The following is a 20,508-nucleotide window of genomic DNA, read 5'->3' on the forward strand; positions in this document are numbered from 1 at the left end:
TTCAATCCTGTGGTAACGCGTCTGCCGTCTCTTCATGGTTGCGATATCAAGGTAGGCATCATACGCACTCGAGCGCGCCGGGAACACCGGGGGTCGTTTGGCTTGCACCAAACGGCGGCGCTAACGCTGCCAGCCTGTCCGTCAGCCGATTCTGCATCACCGCCATACTGCCGTGGTTATTGGGATAAAGCTTGATTTGCTCATCACTGAGCAGTCCAGCCAAGCTGTCGAGGCCGTCGATCTCTTCACTTTGAAGAGTTTTCAGCACCGCCAATTGATTCATCAGGCCGCCCAGCAATTGCTCCAATACCAGCATGCCTTCCTCCGGCTCGATAGAGCCCAATCCTAGCGCGCGCATCCGGTCACGGTAACGGACGTCGCTCACTGAGCCGACACTCCCCCAATAGCCCCAATTCATGACTTTGACCGGGCAAGGCCAATCGGCTCTGAGTCGATCGGCAAAAGCGTCGGCAAACGTGCAGCCGGCAGCATAGTTGCTTTGGCCAGCGGCCGTGCTAAAGGACATCATTGACGAGAAAAACAGGACAAAATCCAGTGAAGCGGCGCTTGGCTCGAAAGTCCGAGCCAGTGCAACGCTGGTCGCGACCTTGGCGTTCAGCACCCGGGTAAAGGTCTGTTCATCCATATTGGCCAGGCTTTGGTCCTGAAGCACGATTGCCGAGTGCACCACACCGTTGATCTCACCAAAGCGCTCGATAATGTGTCGCCGTACCTCGGCCAGTTGCTGTTCATTTGCGGCATCGGCCTGGAAATAAACAGGCGCCGGGGCGTGATGGCGCAGACTGAAGGCAGTCAGTTCATCGAGCTTGGCTTTAAGCTGTTGATCCGGCGATCGACGACCGATCCAGATCACCCTAGCGCGATGGCGGCTGATGACATGGCGGCTCCACACTGCGCCGATCCCTCCTGCGCCGCCGATTACCAGGTAGACGCCGCCGTTGCGATAGGTGGGTTGCTGCGTTGCGGGCGGCGCATCGACCGTCACCCGGGCTAGCTTCCGGAACCACCACTGATTCTGACGCAGCGCCAGCAATTCACCCGAAGCAACGTGATCGAATGGCGCATTGGCCAGAGGGGCCAACTGTTCGTTGGGCAAATCCGCGAGTTGCACTCGCCAGTGCGGATATTCGTTGGCTAAAGAGCCGGCCAATCCATGCACTGCAGCATGGGCTGGCCGGCAAAACTCGCCAGGCAGCGTGTTGATTGCCTGCTCGGTGACCAACGTCAAGCGTAGAGGCTGGCGACCATAACCCAGGCTTAGCAGCACCTTGATCAATCTGAACAGCGCCAGTACGCCGTGCTGTTGTGCAGCAACCAGTTCCGACGTGCTGGCACCGTGGTCATCGCTTGGTGGCGCCAACCAAATCACCTCGGCGAGTTTCGATTGGGCGTTCAGCGCGGCCTGGTAGTCGGCCTCCGAGTCGTGCGTGTCCAACGCCAATGCCGCGCCGGGATACAGCTCGGCCAACGCCTGGCGCCGCGCCGGGGTCGCGCCGAAGATCAACGCCGCGCCCTGCTGTTGACGTCGCTCAGCGACCGCACTGTTGACCACCGACCAGATCGGCGCCAGCAGATGTCGCGCTTCCCGCTGCGGCTGGGCGACAAGTGGGTCGACCCGCTCGAGCGCCGCGCTCGGCAGTCTTGAATCTGCAGACAAGTGCCTTGAGCTTAAGCCCAAGAACCGTACGCAGATTTGCCCTTGATCGTCGCAAAGATCAATATCCATTTTGCCAGCCGCATTATCTGCGTCGTCCCTGTGCAGCAGCGCCCACATTCGCCGACGACAAGGCGCGAGGATTTCCAGCCGCTCCAACGCAAAGGGCATTAAAGGCGACGCCCAATCCGCCGCACTGCCGTCGAGCGGCAACAACATGCCGATCGCCGCCTGCAGTGCGCTGTCAGTGATCCCCAGATTGAGCCACCAGTCATCGGCTGTGTCGGGCAACGCCCCGTCCAGTTCCAACTCCGCCAGCACATCACGCCGGTCGCCCCGCTGCGCCACCATCAACTGGCGAATCCCGCGATGGCTGTCGCCGTAATCGATGCCCATCTGACTAAAGAGGCGATAAACTTCGTCGCTGTCAAGCCGCAGCCGCCAGTTCAAGCCCTGCCAGTACGCCAGATCCAATGGGTCTTCATGAAGCGATAGGCCGGTCATCGCTGTGGCCTGGCCATGCAGCACGGATTGGTCGCCCTTGTTGGTAAAGAATTTGACACTGATCCGTTCATCCACGCGCTCCAGGCTGATCTGCATACGGCGCGAATCGGACTCAACCGTCAACGGCGCTAACCAATGCAGCTGCTCAATCACCATAGCGTCTGCTTTGCCGTGGGCCAACGAATGCATCACTGCTACCCGAATCATTTCCAAATACGCCACACCGGGTAGGATTTTGCGCCCACTCACCCTGTGATCCTTCAGCCAAGGTTCGTTACCGCTGAATTCAGTCACAAATTGCTGTTGATCAAAACTTGAGCTGTTTTGATGCACTAACGGGTGCAATGGCATCGCCCTCGATGACGATAATGGTCTGGCTTCCGTAGGCGCCCAGTAACGACGAGTGGCGAACGGATAGCTCGGCAAGCTGATTCGCTGGCGCTGTTCACCGCTGGCAGCCCATAGCGCTGTCCAGTCGATAGGCAGGCCCTCGCTCCACAACTGCAGCAATAACTGCTGTTCACCGTCCGTAAAGAGCCTGACCAGTTGCTCGCGCCACTGCGCCTGAAAGCGGGCTTTAAACTGTTCAACCCGCTCGCTGGTTGTGCTCGCGTCGCCGCAAACCCAACCACGACTGTCGCCGTCTGACAAGCGACGTAATGCGTCGAGCAAGCTTGCCATCCCGCGGGTGATGAACGCTGCGCGATGCTCCATCGCTTCGCGGCCTACTTGTAGCGTGTAGGCAATGGCCGCCAAGCTATCCGTGGCTTGCGAGTGCTCGAGTCTGGCCAGCAAGCGGCTGGCGATCTGCCGCAGCTGCTCGAGCTCTCGGGCCGACAGCACAATCATTTCGGGCTGGCCGCTATCGTCAAGCACAGACTTGGCTTGACAGTACTCGGCGACGATCAAATGGCCATTGGAGCCGCCGGCACCGAACGAGGAAATGCCGGCGATCCGCGGTACGGCCTGACCATTCAGCAACGGCTGCGGCCACGCTCGCAGTTGCTGGTTGACCTCAAAGGGCGTTGCTGCAAAGTCAATAAAGGGATTGAGTTTTTGTGAGTGCAGCGACGGCGCAATTTGCCCATGTTTCAACTGCAGCAGCACCTTGGTCAACCCAGCAATGCCAGCCGCCGCTTCACAGTGACCGATATTCGACTTGACCGACCCTAACCAGCAAGTCTGCTCAGGTTTGCGTGTTCCCAACGCGTTGGCCAGGCCAGCGATTTCGATCGGATCACCCAGCTTGGTGCCCGTGCCATGCGCCTCGATATAGCTGACGATTGCCGGATCGACACCGGCGTCCTGCAGCGCGCCGCGGATCGCTGCCTGCTGCGCGCGTGGATTGGGCACGCTGTAACCGGTGCTCTTGCCACCGTGGTTAAGGTAACTGCCTTTGATCACCCCATAGATGTGATCGCCATCGCGCTGCGCATCGGTCAATCGCTTTAAGATGACTGCCCCCACCCCTTCGCCCGGCACATAGCCATCACCGCCTTCACCGAAGCTCGCGCAATGGCCTTGGTTCGAGATGAATTGACCGCTGCTCAGCATCAAGTATTTGTTGGGATGAATTGTCAGGTTGACGCCTCCGGCAATAGCCATCGAGGTGCGACCATGGCGCAAATCCTGACAGGCAAGGTGAATGGCAGTCAGCGAACTGGAGCACATCGAGTCGACCGTCATGCTCGGGCCCTGCAGATTGAGGCAGAAGGATGTCCGGTTGGCAATGCTGGCGGTGCAGCCAGCAAAGCCCATGCGCTGGCCTCGCAAGCTGGCTTCAGCACCGAATAGCTGATATTCGCCATACATGACGCCGACGTATACGCCAACTTGCGCGCTATCCTCGTTCTGCTCGCCACCGATGCGGCGACTGTAACCTGCGTCTTCCATTGCCGACCAGGCGGTCTGCAGAAATAGCCGTTCCTGTGGATCGATTAGTTCAGCTTCCAGCGGCGAAATATTGAAAAACAGGGGATCAAATTGATCGACGCCGTCGATAAATCCGCCCCACTTACTGTTGTGCACCCCGCTTTCACTGCGATTTTCGCTGTAGTACTCGCGCCAGTTCCAGCGCTCGGCCGGAATTTCGCTGATGCTGTTTTTGCCTTCACGTAGGTTCTGCCAAAAGGCCTCTAGATTTTCAGCCTCCGGATAGCGCCCCGCCACGCCGATGATAGCGATATCGCCGCTGTGCTGAGGACCTGGCTGGCTACCTTGCAGACTTTGCTGGACACGGGGGCTTGTCGTATTCGCCACACTGTCGAACAGCCGGCGGCACGGACTGCCCTTGCCTCCGGATGCTGGCGTTGTCAGCGGCTTTTGTTCGTCGGTCGTGGCCACCGCCATCGTATCCTGCGGCTCGAGCTGCCGGTTTGCTAAATAGTGCGCCAGTTGCTGCAGGCTGGAGTATTCAAATAACAGCGTACGCGGTAAAGCGCCAAAACGTTTTTCGAGCACGCTAGTCATCTCCATGATCATCAGCGAGTCAAGATCATATTGCTCGAAGCACTGCGCATCATCGATCTGTTCCAGCGCAATCCCCAGGGTGCTCGCCAGCATTGCTCGCAGCTGCGCGATCAACGAATCGCCGGCAACAGGCGCGACTTGACTGACAACGGGTCTTTGCGGCAGCCGCGCGACTAGATGATCCGCCAGGCTTTGCAAGCTGGGATATTCAAAAAACAACGTCTTCGGCAACGGCCCAAAGCGTTTTTCCAGCGTCGCCGTCATGTCCATGACCATCAGCGAGTCAATGCCGTATTTTTCAAACGGCTCGTCGTTGTCAAGCCGCGACTCAGCGATCTTGATCGTGTCGGCTAATAACCGGCGCAATCCAGTTAATACATCTTCGCCTTCAACCGCTGTGATGGCTGGACTAGCAGGCGCCGGTTCACGGCTCAGCAGCGCGACTAGCCTGTCTCTGTCGCCTGCCAATATCATTAACTGATCTTCATCGCTTTGCAGCGCCTGGTATAGCGCCCGAATGCCCGTTGTACCGGTCATCGCTTTGATGCCAGTGCGTTGCGCCAGCGCACGCCGGGCGGCATCGTCCATTCGCATGCCGCCTTCGAGCCACAGCGGCCAGTTGATTGCCACGGTGCGGCCATGGCGCTGTCCCGCCGCGACCCGTTGATTACGCAGACCGGCAAAGGCATCGAGATAACCGTTAGCCGCAGCGTAATCACTCTGTCCGGCGTTGCCCAGTACGCTGGCGATGGATGAACAAAGCACAAAGAAGTCCAATGCCACCGCAGCGCTGCATTGGTCGAGGTGGCGCACGCCAGCTACCTTAGCGGCGAACACATCTTCAAAGTCCTGCTGCGTTTTGTGTGACAACAGCGTGTCACGAGTGAGCCCGGCGCAATGAATAATGCCATGTAATCCGCCGCGTTCCGTCATGATTCCAGCGATCAAGCGCTCAACCTGACCTGCATCTGCAAGATCCACAGCGCGGTAGTGACATCGTACGCCCAGTTGCGCCAACTTGTCGGCAACCGACAGCGCGTTAGCCTCGGTACGGCCGCACAGCACCACGCTTGCACCCGGCGCAGCGTCCAGGATCGCCTGCGCGAAGATCATGCCAACGCCACCCAGGCCTCCGGTAATCAGATAGACGCCGTCCGCACGCCAGGGCGCAGGGCTAGAATTCAATGGCTGGTGGTGCCAGGTTAGCTCTTGGCGCCGTAGCTTGCCAGCCTCGGACAGATAACGCAGTTGGCGCTCACCGGGTGCGGCCCCTTCGGCAGCCAGTTGCCACGCTAATTGCGGCGCATCGAGCCCTGGCGACACTTCTATCAACTGGCCAGTGAGCGCCGGCTGCTCCCGGCTGGCGCTGTACAACAGGCCGCCAAGGCCGCGATAACCTTGCGGATCGTTTGCCGGGATGACCAGCTGAACCAAGCAGCGGCGCTCGGTGTGAAGCAGTGGTTTGAGTTGTTCGGCCAGAGCCAGCGCCGCCTGTCGATAATCGTCACTGTGCATCGCCAGGCTGGAAATGTGTTGATGCGCTTGCAACTGCTCCGGCAGGTTGGCAAAGGCTGGATGGTGACCTAGCGTCAACACCAGATGGGACATCACCGGTGCATCCGTGGCCAGAGCGAGCTTAGCCTCACGCCATTGCCGGTGGCAAAGCAATGCTTCACTGGCAACGTCGTTGTCAGCAGACAACGTTTTGAATGACAATTGACGGAGGGTCGCACAGCACCGGCCGTTTTTGTCAAACAAAGCCAGATCAAAGCGATAGCCACCTGGTGTGCGTCCAGCGCTGCGAATCTGTACTTGCAGTGTGGCCGGGCAATCGTCAAATAGCACACATTCGGCCAGCCCCTCGGGCAGCAGCAACGGTGGCCGCTCGCCCAGCTCATCAAACAACAATGCCATGACCGCTTGCATCGCGGCATCCAACAGCGCAGGATGAATAGCGTAACCGTCGCTCACCGCAGCGTCTTCCAGCGCAACCCAAGCCAGTGCTTGATCCCCGTGGCGCAGCAGCGACTGGATCCTGCGATGGCTTATGCCATATTCGATGCCCATGGCGGTGAAACGCTGGTAGCAGGCATCCACATCCATTGGGCGAGCGTCGGCGACCATGAAGTCAAGGTTCGCCGGTTGCACCACGGCGGTCCCAGCCACCGCCCGGCAATGCAGTTGCAACTGCCCGGCGGAGTCATACGAGCAAATCCCGATTGGGTATTCGCCGTCTAGCTGCGCCGCCAGTTCAACGAATAGCTCGCCATGATTGGCAGCATCCACGCTGAAAGGCTGATACCACGACAGATCACGGATAATCCGCGCCGCGCCCACAGTCCGTTCACTGCCCAATGCGTCCGTTAGTGCTGCATCGATCATTCCGATCATCGCCGCACCCGGCAAAATGCCGCGACCGTTGATTCGATGTCCGGACAGAAAGCTTTCTTGGCCACTGAACTGACTGAGGTAACGCAAACCGCGTAGGTCAGAGACGTTGCGGTGCAAGAGCGGATGAAGTCGCTTCTCGCTCGTCGCTAACGCTTGCGCCGGCTCATTCTTGTGCCAATAGCGCTCACGGGCAAACGGATAACCCGGCAAACTGATGGGCGTCGGCGTGCCCTGTCGGTACATCAAGCGCCAATCCAGCGTTAAACCGTTGACCCAAGCCTCGAGCAATTTTTCATGCTGGCCGCGGTCGATCCAGCTAGCCATGGCGCTTTGTCTATCTGCATCAGCCAGCAGCGACAGCGCCTTGTCGTGATCTTTGCTCCGGCCGCTATAGCAAGCAGCTGTAGACGGATGATCAATAAAATCTTGCAGTTGGGTCTTCAAATGGGCGAGTGAGCGAGCCAGCCATCCTAGCCGATACGCCATCGCCTCCCGACCGACCTGCAGCGTATAGGCCAGTGCCGGCAAATCGGCGTCGCCCAGCTCGTCTTGCTCCAGCGCGTGCAGCAACAGGCTAACCTGCTGCAATAGCTGAGCCTGTGTCTTGGCCGATAATGGAATGATCGCCGGCTGCTGCTCGTTGACGACAATCACCGGCCGCGGTCGATGATCTTCGTATTCTTCGATCACTACGTGCGCGTTGGCGCCACCCGCGCCGAAGGATGACACTGTAGCAATTCGCTTGAATTCCTGACGGCTGCCATTGATCATGACCTCAGGTCGATGCCAGTCGGCCAGCGACTGCTGCACCACGAACGGCGTGTTGGCGAAATCAATCTCAGGGTTGAGTTCACCGGCGTGCAGTGACGGCGCCAATTGGCGGTGCTTTAGCTGCAGCAGCACTTTGGTGATGCCCGCGATGCCAGCAGCACTTTCACAATGGCCGATATTGGACTTGATTGAGCCAATAGCACAGTACTGTTTAGCCGCCGTCTCGGCGCCGCTATTAAACGCTCTGGTCAGACCCGCAATCTCAATCGGGTCCCCCAGCGACGTGCCGGTGCCGTGGGCTTCAACATAGCTGACCGCCCTAGCGTCAACGCCGGCCCTGGCCAGCGAGTCGGCCACCAGTCGGCTTTGGGCCAATGGATTAGGCACGGTATAGCCGTTGGTCTTGCCGCCGGCATTGATCATGCTACCTTTGATCACGCCGTAAATCCGATCGCCGTCCGCCTCTGCTTGAGCCAACGGCTTAAGCAGCAACGCACCCACGCCCTCGCCGGCGACAAAACCGTCGGCATCCGTCCCAAACGCCTTGCACTGCTTGCCTGATGAGAGCATTTTCATCTCGGTCAGACGCAGGTAGTGCACGGGATCGATCACCAGGTTGACCCCACCGACCAGCACGCAGTCGCTCACACCGCTATGCAAGCTTTCCAGCGCCAAATGGATCGCGGTGATCGACGATGAGCAGGCGGTATCCACCGCCATACTCGGTCCTTGGAAATTGAACTGATAAGACACCCGGTTAGCGATCGACCAATAGCTGGACTGATGCGTGTAGGTTCCGTTCATCACGCCGACAAACACGCCTACCCGATGCCGTTCAGCCAAACGGCCCGGAGTATAGCCGGCATCGCTGATGCAGTGATAGGCCTCTTCCAAGAAGAGCCGCTCTTGGGGATCCATCTTCTGCGCCTCATGGGGCGAGATATGGAAAAACAACGGATCAAATTTGTCGATTTCCCGAATGAAACCGCCCCAGCGGGTGTAGATGCAACCTTTTTTGCCCGGCGTTTGATCGAAGTATTGACGCCAGTCCCAGCGATCCGCCGGCACTTCATCGATACAGTTCTCGCCATTTTTTAGGCGCTGCCACAGCGCTTGGACGTTATCGGAATGCGCGTAGCGTCCCGCTAGGCCGATGATTGCGACTTCGGTGCTGCGCTGGCCCTTGGGTGCGCTGTCGGGCGTCTTGGCGGCAAAGCGGTGCCCGGCTGCTAGCTTGACTAACGTATTGACCGCAGGAGTCGAGGCGGTATCAACCGACGCTGGCTGTTCGACCCCCGACGCCTTGTCCAGCCCCAGCAGGGCCCTAAGCTGATCTTTTTGTGACGCAACAAAATGATCCGCAAGCGCGTCGATCGTCTGGTATTCGAAGAATAGCGTGCTGCTGATTCCCGACAGCTTGTCGCGCAGCAGATTGGTCAACTGCACCACCAGGATCGAATCAATGCCATACGTCTCGAGCGGCTCCCCGGCATCGATCTGCTCCGGCCGGATTTTGAACAGTCCGCCGATCATCTGCTTAAGATAGTGCACCGTCTGTTCTTTTAGCGCCTGGGGGGCTACCTCGCCCACCGACACGGTGTTGACAACCCGCTGCGGTGGCCGCGAAGCGGGGGCCGCCCGCACCGCCAAGCCTTTAGACGCCACCTTGGTCGGTCCCACGTCGCTGTGCCGATCCTGCCAAATGACTCCGTTGCTCTCGGCGATCACAATTTGCTGACCGAGGTCGTGGTCGGCCAGCGCCGGATAATAGACCTGCCTATAGCCTTCGCTCTCCAGCACCTGTTTCCACTGTTTGGGCGCAAGCGCGGGTCCACCGGGCAAGCGCAATGCCTGATCGTCAAATAACCACCATCCCTTGAGCAAGCCGAAGGTCAAGTGGGTAAACAGGCCGTTGCGGCAAATCTCGTTGATCATCACCAGGCCGTTATGCTTCAACGCTGCCTTGGCATTTTTCATCGTCCGCCGTAGATCCTGCGTCGCATGCAGGACATTGGTGGCAATCACCAGATCGTAATGGCCAATCTTGATACCTTGCTCAGCCAAAGGCTTGGCGACATCAAAGAGTTGATAGCTGAGGTACGGATTGTCCGGCCCGTACGTTTGCCGCGCATGCATGAGGAATGCCTGCGATACATCGGTGTAGCAGTATTCCGCGATTTGCCGCTGATAAGGCCGAAGTTTTTCAAACGCCCGTGCACTGGTGCCGCCAGTGCCGGCGCCAATCTCCAGAATACGGATCGGCGTCTGCGGCGCCTGTTCCAGCCGTCCGCTGACAAACTCAACCATCGCGTTGAGCATCACTTCGTTGAAAAAATCGGACACCGGGTTATGCTTGTAGATCCCCTCAACCATGGCCATTGATGCGTCAGGGAACATGATGTCCGTGGCCATGATCCGACCACTGAGAATCGCTGGCAGCACCCGCAGCGTGGCTTCAGCAAGGGTCACCTCAGCGCTCAGACTGGCGTGTTCTAGCCAATCTAGTTTTTGCGCGTCCCATTCGTTCCAGAGCGATTCAACTGCTAGCGGTTGAGGATGGACCACGCGATAGGCTGCCGGACAATGCTCACCCTCCATGGACAGATAGCCACGCTGCGCCAACTCGTCAAGGCTCTTGTCAATCCAGCGGTCATACATCGGCAGTAGACCGCTGCGTTGCTTCATCTGCTCGATGATTTCGCGCTCGCCACTAAACCAGCCCAGTTGCTGCAGCTGGGCGTACAGCAAGCGGCCTTGCAACTCGTCGATGGCTGTCTTCCGGGCCTGCATCTGCTGCATTACCGTGCGAATCTCGTTGTTGTCTACAACCAGATGTTTTTTTATCCGGGCAATCAGCGACGGGTAGGCTTGCGTCAGCCTCTGGCCATACTCGCCAAAAGGTCCAGCCGGATGTGTCGGCAGTGCCAGACGGCTGAATGTATCGCTGAGCCGCTGCGAGGTCCGCAAGAACGTGAGTTGGGAAAGTGGCCCGGCCAACAGCCTATCCAGCGCAGCCATCGCCTGCTCGCCCTCGATCGAACCGAGACCGACGTCAGCCATCCTTCGGCGATAGTCGTCGCTGGCCACCGAACCGACGTGCCCCCAGTAACCCCAGTTGATCACTTTGACCGGGTAGGAACACTGTTGTGCAAGGTAATGGCCAAAGGCGTTTTTGAAGGTACAGCCGGCAGCGTAGTTGCTCTGCCCAGCTGACTTGGTAAAGCTTTGCAACGACGAAAAAAACAACATGAAATCCAGCGGCTGGTGCGCAAACATCTCGGCCAGCCGGACACAGACGTCTACCTTAGCGGCCAGGCCGGAGGTAAATCGTTGCTCATCCATCCGCGCCAGACTTTGATCCTGAAGTTGGATGGCTGCATGGATCACGCCATGGACCCTGCCATACTCGGTGCAGATCTGCGTCACCGCCTGTCGTAGCGCGGCGTGATTGCTGGCATCGGCGCTGATATAGCGCGGCGCGGGTCCAAGCTTGCCAAGCTCAGCGATCGCCTGGTCAATGTCGTTGTTCTGCGCGCGACGCCCCAGCCAGATGATTTGCGCCCGTCGAGTGCGAATCAGATACTCACTCCACAGTCGGCCGATACCACCAGCGCCGCCGATCACCAGGTACACGCCCCCATCGCGATAGAGACTGTCTACCTCGCCTAGCTGGGCGGCCACATTCGTTGCGTCCCCTTCCGACAGCGGTAGGTAAGGCGCAAGATATTGGCGGTACCAGACATCGTTGCGGCAGGCCAGCGCGTCGCCACGAGGATGGATCGGCAATGACAGCGGATCCACCGTGGGCCAACCGTCGCCTGCCGGCAGATCCACCAGCCGGACCCGCCAGTGGCTGTATTCCTTGGCCATCACACCGATCAGTCCGTGCACGCTGGCATGCGCCGGTGCCACTGGCTCGGTCACGGCTTGGTGGCTACGGTCAGCCTCGTCGGATAGGGCCAGCACCCCCCGAGTCATCACCGTCCAGGTCAACGGCTGCTGATCCAGCGCCAACGCCAGTAGCGCCTTAATCAAGCGGAAGCAGCCCAGCACGCCACGCTGCTGGGCGCGGATCATGCCGTCGAGACTCTCCTCCTGCGCCAACGTTGTCGGCGCCAGCCATATCAGATGCTCGATAGGCCCGACTTCGCGCAGCCGTTCAGTGAGCTGCTCAATAGACTCACTACCATCCAACAACAATGCAACAGCTTGCGGATAACGGGCGGTTAACTGTTTGTGGCCCTGGGGATCATTGCCAACCAGCAGCAGCCGGCCATGAGACGGAATGAGGTCCTGGGGACAGAAACGTTGCCACTTTTCCACCAGATAACAGTCGCTACCTGGCCGATCTTCAAGCATCACTTCCAGCGGTGACGGCTTTTTCATGACCCGTAGCGAAAATTCACGCAGCGCGGCGCAATGTTGGCCTCGTTGATTATAAATATCGATATTAAATGTCGACTGCCCCGCTTCAGCATGCTCGGTGCAAGGACGCACCCAAGCCCAGATCTGATCACCCAGCTCAGCGCCGCTCAACTGTAATTGCGCCAACGCAAAAGGTACCCAGGTATGCTTCAGTTGCGGCGTCAATCCTTGATCGAGCTGATCCGCGATGAGTAAGCCTATGGTCGCCTGCAACGCGCCATCCATCAGGCTGGGATGTAAAACGAGTTGCTTATGATCTGAGGTCAGCGCTTGCGGTAGCTCAATCCGCGCCAACACTTGGCCACCATCGATCCGCAGCGCTTTCACCGATCGGTGCCACGGACCATAGTAGATCTGCATGCTGTCGAACAGCCGGTACAACGCATCAGCTTCAATAATATGGCCGCCGATCGTCGCTTGTAGCGAAGTCAACGATTCTGCCGGTTCGTCGGCATCCTGAACAAAAACCGCTTCGCCCTGACAGCACACCCCCTGCTGCTTGCGCTCGAGAATGTCGAAGGTCAGTCGATGTTCGTCAAGACTGTCGATACGGATCTCTACTTCGACCGAGTCGTCGCTTTGCTTGCTGAGCATGACCGGCTGCGACCACACTAGATTGCGCAAGCTCAGCACGCCGGTTGGCACCCGCTCTCCCAGCGAGCGGAGAATTGCCTCGCGCGCCATTTCAAGGTAGGCGACGCCCGGCAGAACTTTGTGGTCACGGACCCGATGATCCCGCAGGAAGAACTCCCTGCCGTTGAATAGGGAGATAAATTTTTGCTGCGACAAGTCCGATACGTTGGTGTGCAGCAAAGGATGCATCCGTGACCCACCGCTTGGCTGTCCCAGCGACGAGAAGTGGGACTCGCCAGAGACCCAGATCCGTTCGCGAGCGAAGGGGTAGCTTGGAAGGCTGATCCGCCTAGCTGTCTCTTTCGGCTGCCCAAATAACGCCCAGTCAAGCGCCAACCCTTTGACCCACAGTTCCAGCAGCTTGTCGTATTTGCGTTTGTTCGCCCAGGCGGTCAAGGTCGCCGCCATATCCTCATCATGGGCGATCACCGCTATTGCCGCCTTATGATCTTTGACCCGGCCGATATGAACGCCATCAAAGAAGCCGAACGGTTCGGGCTGGTTGGCCAGTAGCTCGGCGCTTTGCGCCAGCCTGTCCTGCAATTGGTTGATCGACTCGGCGATAAAGGCCAGACGATAATCCATCGGCTCCCGGCCCTGCTGCAGCGTAAAGGCCAGATCTGCCAGCCGCGGCAGCGTATGCTCAGCATCCGTCCGATGCAGAAACTGTTGCAATCGCTCGACTTGCTGTTGTAATTGAGTCGGTGTCCTTGCGGACAAAGGAATCATCGTTGTCTGCCCGCCGACGTCATCGTCCCGAGTCGGGGCAATATACTCAGCAATGATCACGTGCCCGTTTGAACCACCCGATCCGAAAGACGATACCGAAGCCGCACGTGGATACTCTCGCTCCCGACCATCAAGATTCAACACTGGCCGCCGCCATTCCTCCAGCTGTTGAGGGACATAAAACGGCGAATCGGCAAAAGGGATGTTGGAATTCAGGCGCTTTGAATGCAGCGAGGGCGCCAACTGGCGATGCTTCAGCTGCAATAGCACCTTCGCGATCCCGGCAATGCCCGCCGCTGACTCCAAGTGCCCAATATTGGACTTGACTGAGCCAATCGCGCAGTGTTGTGCCGGCGCCATCGCGCTGCCCAGCGTGGCGCTGCGCCGGGTAAAGCCCGATTGCAGGCCCGTGATTTCTATCGGATCTCCAAGCGCGGTGCCCGTGCCGTGGGCCTCGATATAACTCAGCTCTCGTGGGTCCATGCCGGCCTTGTCAAGCGAATCGGCGATCATGGCGCCCTGAGCATGGGGACTGGGCACGGTGTAGCCATGGGTCTTACCGTTATGATTAATTGAGGTCGCCCGGATCACCGCATAGATGTTGTCGCCGTCGGCCTCGGCTCGGGACAGCGGCTTGAGCAACACCGCTCCAACCCCCTCGCCGGGCACAAAACCGTCGCCCCCGTCGCCAAAGCTGCGACAGCGACCGTCAGAAGACGACATCGTCAACTGGGACTGAATGAAATATTTGTTCGGATGCAATGACAAGTTGACGCCACCGGCCAGGGCCAATTGGCACTCGCCGCGTCTTAGGCTCTCGACCGCCAAGTGCAGCGCAGTCAACGACGATGAGCAGATGGTGTCGACCGCCATACTCGGACCGTTGCAGTCCAAGATGTAAGACACGCGATTGGCGATCGAACCAAACGATGAATCGACCGCATCATCGGTGCAGTCCGCGGCGCTCGAGCGAGTATAAAGCAAGTATTCGCCGTGCATCACCCCAACGAACACACCCATTTCACCCTGGTAATGACGCTGCAGCCCGCCTCGATCGTAGCCGGCGTCTTCGAGCGTGCGCCAGGCGGTTTCGAGAAAGATCCGCTCTTGCGGATCCATCCGCTCGGCATCCCGCGGCGAAATATTGAAAAACAGCGGGTCGAAACGATCGATGTCATCGATAAAGCCGCCCCACTTGGTGTGGATCTTGCCTTTTAAACTGCGGTCACGGCTGTAATACTGGCTGTGCTCCCAGCGCTCAGCGGGTATCTCGCTGATACTATCGACACCGTTTTTAAGGTTGTTCCAGAAACTGTCGATATCCGCCGCGCCGGGAAACCGACCGGACAGGCCAATGATAGCGATCGGCTCATTTCGCTCGCCACGCTCGTAGCGTCGCAATGCCGTTACGCGTTGTGGCTGTTGCGCCCTGGCGGCCAAAATGGGCTGCGTCGCCTGAATCCCGAGTAATTGCCTGCTGCGCAGCGGATGCTCGGCGACAAAATAGCCCGCCAGCGCAGCAATGCTTTGGTACTCAAAAAATAGGGTCGCCGACAGCTCGCCAAACTCCTGGGCCAAGCGTTGGTTGAGCGTGGTGATCATGAGCGACGTCAAGCCGTAACGATCGAAGGTGTCTTCACAATCGAGGTTACTTTCAGGAATCGCCGATACCTTTGAGAAATGGCGCTTGATATGGCTTTCCAGTGCTCGTCGCAGCGCCTCATCGTGTTCTGGCTGCGGTGCGTCGTTTCGCAGCACCTCGGCGCAATCGCTGATTGCCGACGCAGCGATATGGCAATCGATGGCCGCAAATGGATAAGCCGTCAACGCCACCCGACGATGGTGGTGCGGTGCAATCTGCGCTAAGCTGCTTTGTCCGGCGACCCATTGGCCGGCAATCGCTGTCAACGCCTGGCGGTCCAGTCCCTGAAGATCCTTTTCAATACGGCCAGGCTGCGGCTCTTTTTTGAGGCTGCCGCGCAGCAGCCTCTCCGAATTTTTATCTTTCAGTTGCTCCAATAACTCGTCGCGGCTATCGGCCACGACCGCCAGGCGATGGTTGAGCGCGACTCGGCCGACACATAGGGTATAGCTGATATCCCCAAGGCTGGCGTCGCCAAACCGTCCAGCTTGCATATCGTCAGCAAACGCTGCAACCAATTGATCAAGCTGCTCGCCACTCGCGGCGGCAAACGGAAACAGCCAAGGCCCGTCGCTTTGCCGTACAGCAGCCTGTTGCGGCGGCGCCTCAAGAATCAGATGGCCACCGGATCCGCTGGCGCCAAAGGCATTGATCAGCGCGCACTGCGGTCCTCGCCAGTCGCTCAGCTGATCGGCAATGGCAAGGTGGTTGTCGTTCAAACAAATCATCGGGCTGAGCGGATTGCAGCCGAGCGTCGGCGCGATCTGCCGGTGTTTCAACTGCATCAGCACTTTGGTGATCTGCGACAGCGCCGACGCGGATTCGAGGTGGCCGATATTGGCTTTGATCGATCCTACCAACAGCGGCGCATCGCTACGGCGAGCGCCAAACACGTTACTGATCGCCGCAAACTCAGCCCCATCCGCCAGGCTGGCGCCGGGGGCTGCGGCCTCGACATAGCCGATCTCGTCAGCAGACAATCCCGCCTGTTGTAGGACTCGACGCATCGACAAAGCGTGGCTATCGGCATTGGGCGCACCGTAACGGAACGTCTTACCGCTATGGCTGATCGCCGTCGCGCGGATGACGCCGAGGATAGAATCGCCATCCCGCACGGCGTCTTTGAGTGGCCTAATCAACAGTGCGCCAACACCTTCGCCAGCCACCCATCCATTGGCATGGCGGCCAAACGGATAAGATTGACTATCGTCGGACAACAGCTTCAGTGACGTCAGCAGCTCAAGGTGCGACGGATGGCTGATCAAGTTGACGCCACCGACAATCGCTGCGTGGCACTCGCCCTGACGAATACTGTTGCAAGCAAAATGCAACGCAGTCATCGCCGACGAGCACGAGGTATCTAAAACAACGCTGGGGCCATTGAAATCGTTGAAAAAAGACACACGGTTGGCGATCGCCGACAGGAACGAGGTGGCCCGCTCGCCTTGTCCAGTCGGCTGATGATGCTGGTAATCGCCCCACATTGCGCCGACAAACACGCCAATGCGCTCGGCCTGCTGCCGCAGGCTCGCAGCGGTATAGCCGCTACTTTCCAGGCAGTGCCAGACCGCTTGCAAGAACAAGCGCTCTTGAGGATCGAGCGTTTTCGCCTCCGCCGGCGTAATCTTAAACAGCAATGGATCAAATAACTGCTTACCGGCCAGTGCACCCACTGCCCACTGTGGCGAATCGCTCGCATCATCACGACCGTAGCATAGCGCTTCACGACTCAATGGGAGGATGCTCGCGCGGCCAGCGCTCAAGTTTTGCCATAGCTCATCAGGATTCGCGGCGCCGGGATAGCGACCGCTGATCCCGATGATCGCCATCGCGTCGCCATTGAAATGCTCGTTGAGCACGCGGGTCGACAAGGGCTCATCGACCCCATGCGCCGACGCGTGAGCGACTTGAGCGGATTCATCGGTTTTGTGAATTTCCAACCGCGGCCAGTCAGCGGGCAATGATTGCATCACCGCACCGCCCACAAAGCTGTGCACCAGCTCATCGCCGTCATCTAAATCGAACGCGTCACGGATCTTGTTGAAATACATCGATCCGATCGGGCACAAGCCAATGCCGAACTCACCCTGCTTTTCTAGCAGTAACTGCCCGATTCTGCCTGCTTGAAGCAAATTGAAATAACGGCTTTCATCACCGTAAGTCGTAGAACGACCGGCAATGATAAAAATTCGCAGCCGTGCCTGATGGGCATGCTTACGGTTAAACGGTGTATAGCAACCGTTGATTGCCGCTAGATCGCCGTCGCTGACTCGCACTAAGCTATGGCTGTCGCTCTGGTAGCGGTATATTCCGGCGGGCAAACATGGCCCTTGGCAGCCTTGCTGTACGCTTTGTTCAGCAACGTGCAAATAAATTTTCAGCGCTAACCCAGCCTCGGTGTTGTATAACCGCCCATTGTCTTGATCGGCCCGCAACAGGTTCAACAGCCGACTCAGCTGGCTTAAATTCAGCGGTCCATCGCAGTATTGCCGCTTAGCAGCCCGCAGTCGCAGGGCGTCAGCGCTGATCGGCTCAGCGCACAGCTCGATGACGCCGTCACCTTGCTCCGGCAAGTCATGGCGGATCTGGCGCTGCTCTTCGTGCAGTTGAGCCAATTCCTCCCGGGTCGGTAACGCGAAACCGTTATTTTTCTCACTGAGAAAATCAGCAAACAAAGGGCCAGGCTGACGCCAGTGCTCATTGAGTGCTTGACCCACCACAGCCAGGGCGGCCGGCGCAACGCCCTCGATCAGGCAGTGTAGGAACCGATGGCTCGGCCGTAACTTAAACAACCCGGCAATCGCCGCAAAATCTACGCCATAGGCCGGGGTCAGCGCTATATCAAAGTCGCGCTGACGGGACAACAATAGCTGCTCAATATAACCCGCCTCGAGCACCAGTAAGAAGGGTGACGCTTTATTGTAGATTGGCGCAATCGCGTCATTTTCGGCGATCAGGAACAATGCAAAGCCAGCCTCAGCCAGCTGCGCGCGTTGCCCCGGCGGCAAGGCCTGTGAATCTAGCTTGGCCGGTACGCTCACTGGCAGCAGGCGATTGAGCTGCGGTTGGTAATAATAAACGCCACCAGCCAAGCCGTCGATCCGCTCTTGAGCCACATACAGATAGCACTGGACAGCATTCAAGCCACCCGCTGACGAATAGAGGTACTTGCCGTGGCCGTCTAGCGACACCTCTCGTAGCAGCGACAGCAGGCGTCCAAGCCGTTCGAGATTCGCAGATGAACCCTTGGCCGCTCGCCAGTATGCCCGAGGATCAAAGCTGACTTTTTCTAACGCGATTGAACCACTGACCGTGGATTGGCAAGCCGGTGCAGCGCTTAGCGGCTCCGCCTCCCCCTCGTCAGCCGTTATGCCTTTAGCATCAAGAATATAAGCGGTCACCGCAGCGATGGTCGGGTGCTCCAGGAACACATCGACTGGTAACGTCACTTGATGCTGCTGCTGGATGCTGTGGACTGCTTGCACCAACGTAAAGGAGGTTGCGCCCTGATCAAAAAGATCGTCATCGACCGCCAGTTCGTCGATCCCAAGCGCCTCAATAAAATACTGCTGCAGCCAGGCGGTCAGCGCCTGCGGATTGATCGCTTGCTTGCGTGGTTGAGCCATCGCCTCCACGTCACCTGTGAGCAGCGCCTTGCGGTCCGCTTTGCCGTGGGCGGTCACGGGAATCTGGTCAATAAAGCTGACCAGATTGGGCACCATATACTCCGGCAAGCGAGCTTTAACGAAATCCCGTACCGCTTTCTTATCCAGCCCCTGCGCGACCACAAAGGCCATGAGCTTGGGATCCGCTGAACCCGGGTCCTTGACCAGCACCGCCGCATCGTCGATCGCTGGATGGCTTTTCAGTGCGCTTTCGATCTCACCCAACTCAATGCGAAAGCCTCGCAACTTGATCTGCGAATCGAAACGGCCAAGCAACTCGATCTCGCCATTACTGAGAAAACGGGCCTTGTCACCTGTGCGGTATAGTCTGGCACCAGCCTCGCCAGAGAACGGGTCGCGGATAAACTTTTCAGCCGTCAGCTCAGGCCGATTGAGATAGCCCCGGGCCAGGCCGACACCACCGATGCATAGCTCGCCGGTTTCACCGATCGCCACCTGATTTGCTTTGTTATCCAGAATATATATTTGGATATTATCGATAGGTCGACCGATTGGCACTAACTGGTCTTCTCGCGGCTCGCCACGCCAATAGGTCACGTCCACCGCCGCTTCGGTCGGACCATATAAGTTATGCAATTCGGCGCTCAGCAGTTGGCGAAACTGGAGCAGCAAATCGTGCGTCAGCGCCTCGCCGCTCACAAATACTTTCTGCAGCGATACGCATTCGGAGACCGCTGGATGCTTAAGGAAAAAGCGCAGCATCGAAGGCACAAAATGGCAGATCGTGATCTGCTCCGCTTGAATGACCTCCACCAGGTAATGCGCGTCCTTGTGGCCCTCCGGCTTGGCGATCACCAAGCAAGCGCCGCTGAGCAGCGGCAAAAACAGCTCCCAGACTGAGACATCAAAAGTAAAGGGCGTTTTTTGTAAGATCCGATCGGCTGGTCCAACGTCATAATGGCGCTGCATCCACAGCAGACGATTACAGATCGCCTTATGCGGCAGCATGCAGCCTTTAGGCCGGCCGGTAGAACCCGACGTGTAGATGATATAGGCAAGATCATCGGGACCATTGATTGGCACAGGATTGGCCTCGTTGCCAGACAGCGCTTGTTGATTCGCATCGTCCAAGCAAAGCACTTCGCCGTCATATCCCGCCAGCCGCCCACGAAAACGCTGCTGCGTCAGCATCACTGTCACCGCAGCATCCTCAATGATCAAAGCCAATCGCTCATCGGGATAGCCAGGGTCCAGCGGCAAATAAGCGCCACCGGCCTTCATAATCGCCAGCAGTGCAATGATCAGCTCGACTGATCGCTCCATCTGAACGCCCACCAGACTATCGGGCCCGATTCCTAGCTCCCGCAGGTAATGGGCCAGCCGATTGGCCTGCCGGTTTAACTCGCGATAGCTTAAGGCCTGGCCCTCAAAACGAACTGCCACCGCGTCCGGACTGCGTTCGACCTGCTCTTCGATCAACTGCTGCAAGCACTTGTCCAGTGGGTATGCCTGGTGGGTATCGTTCCAACCGGAAAGGGCCTTACTGTCTTGTCTGTTCACGAATTACTATCCTGGTCATTGTGCACAGCAATCATGTCCGGGCGATGCCGCTGGTTGCTCTGCTAGCTGTCACTCGTCAAACC

The 20,508-nt window shown here is 58.3% G+C and carries 1 protein-coding gene; it reads right to left on the reverse strand.

What is annotated here, in order from left to right; translation table 11 throughout:
- Positions 1-58 precede the first annotated feature (58 nt).
- Positions 59-20,425: an amino acid adenylation domain-containing protein gene (locus tag KQH60_RS07945; protein WP_237575927.1), complete on the reverse strand. Its 20,367-nt coding sequence runs from the start codon at positions 20,423-20,425 to the stop codon at positions 59-61.
- Positions 20,426-20,508 lie beyond the last annotated feature (83 nt).

This window comes from Mycetohabitans sp. B8, assembly GCF_021991875.1.
Taxonomy (GTDB): Bacteria; Pseudomonadota; Gammaproteobacteria; order Burkholderiales; family Burkholderiaceae; genus Mycetohabitans.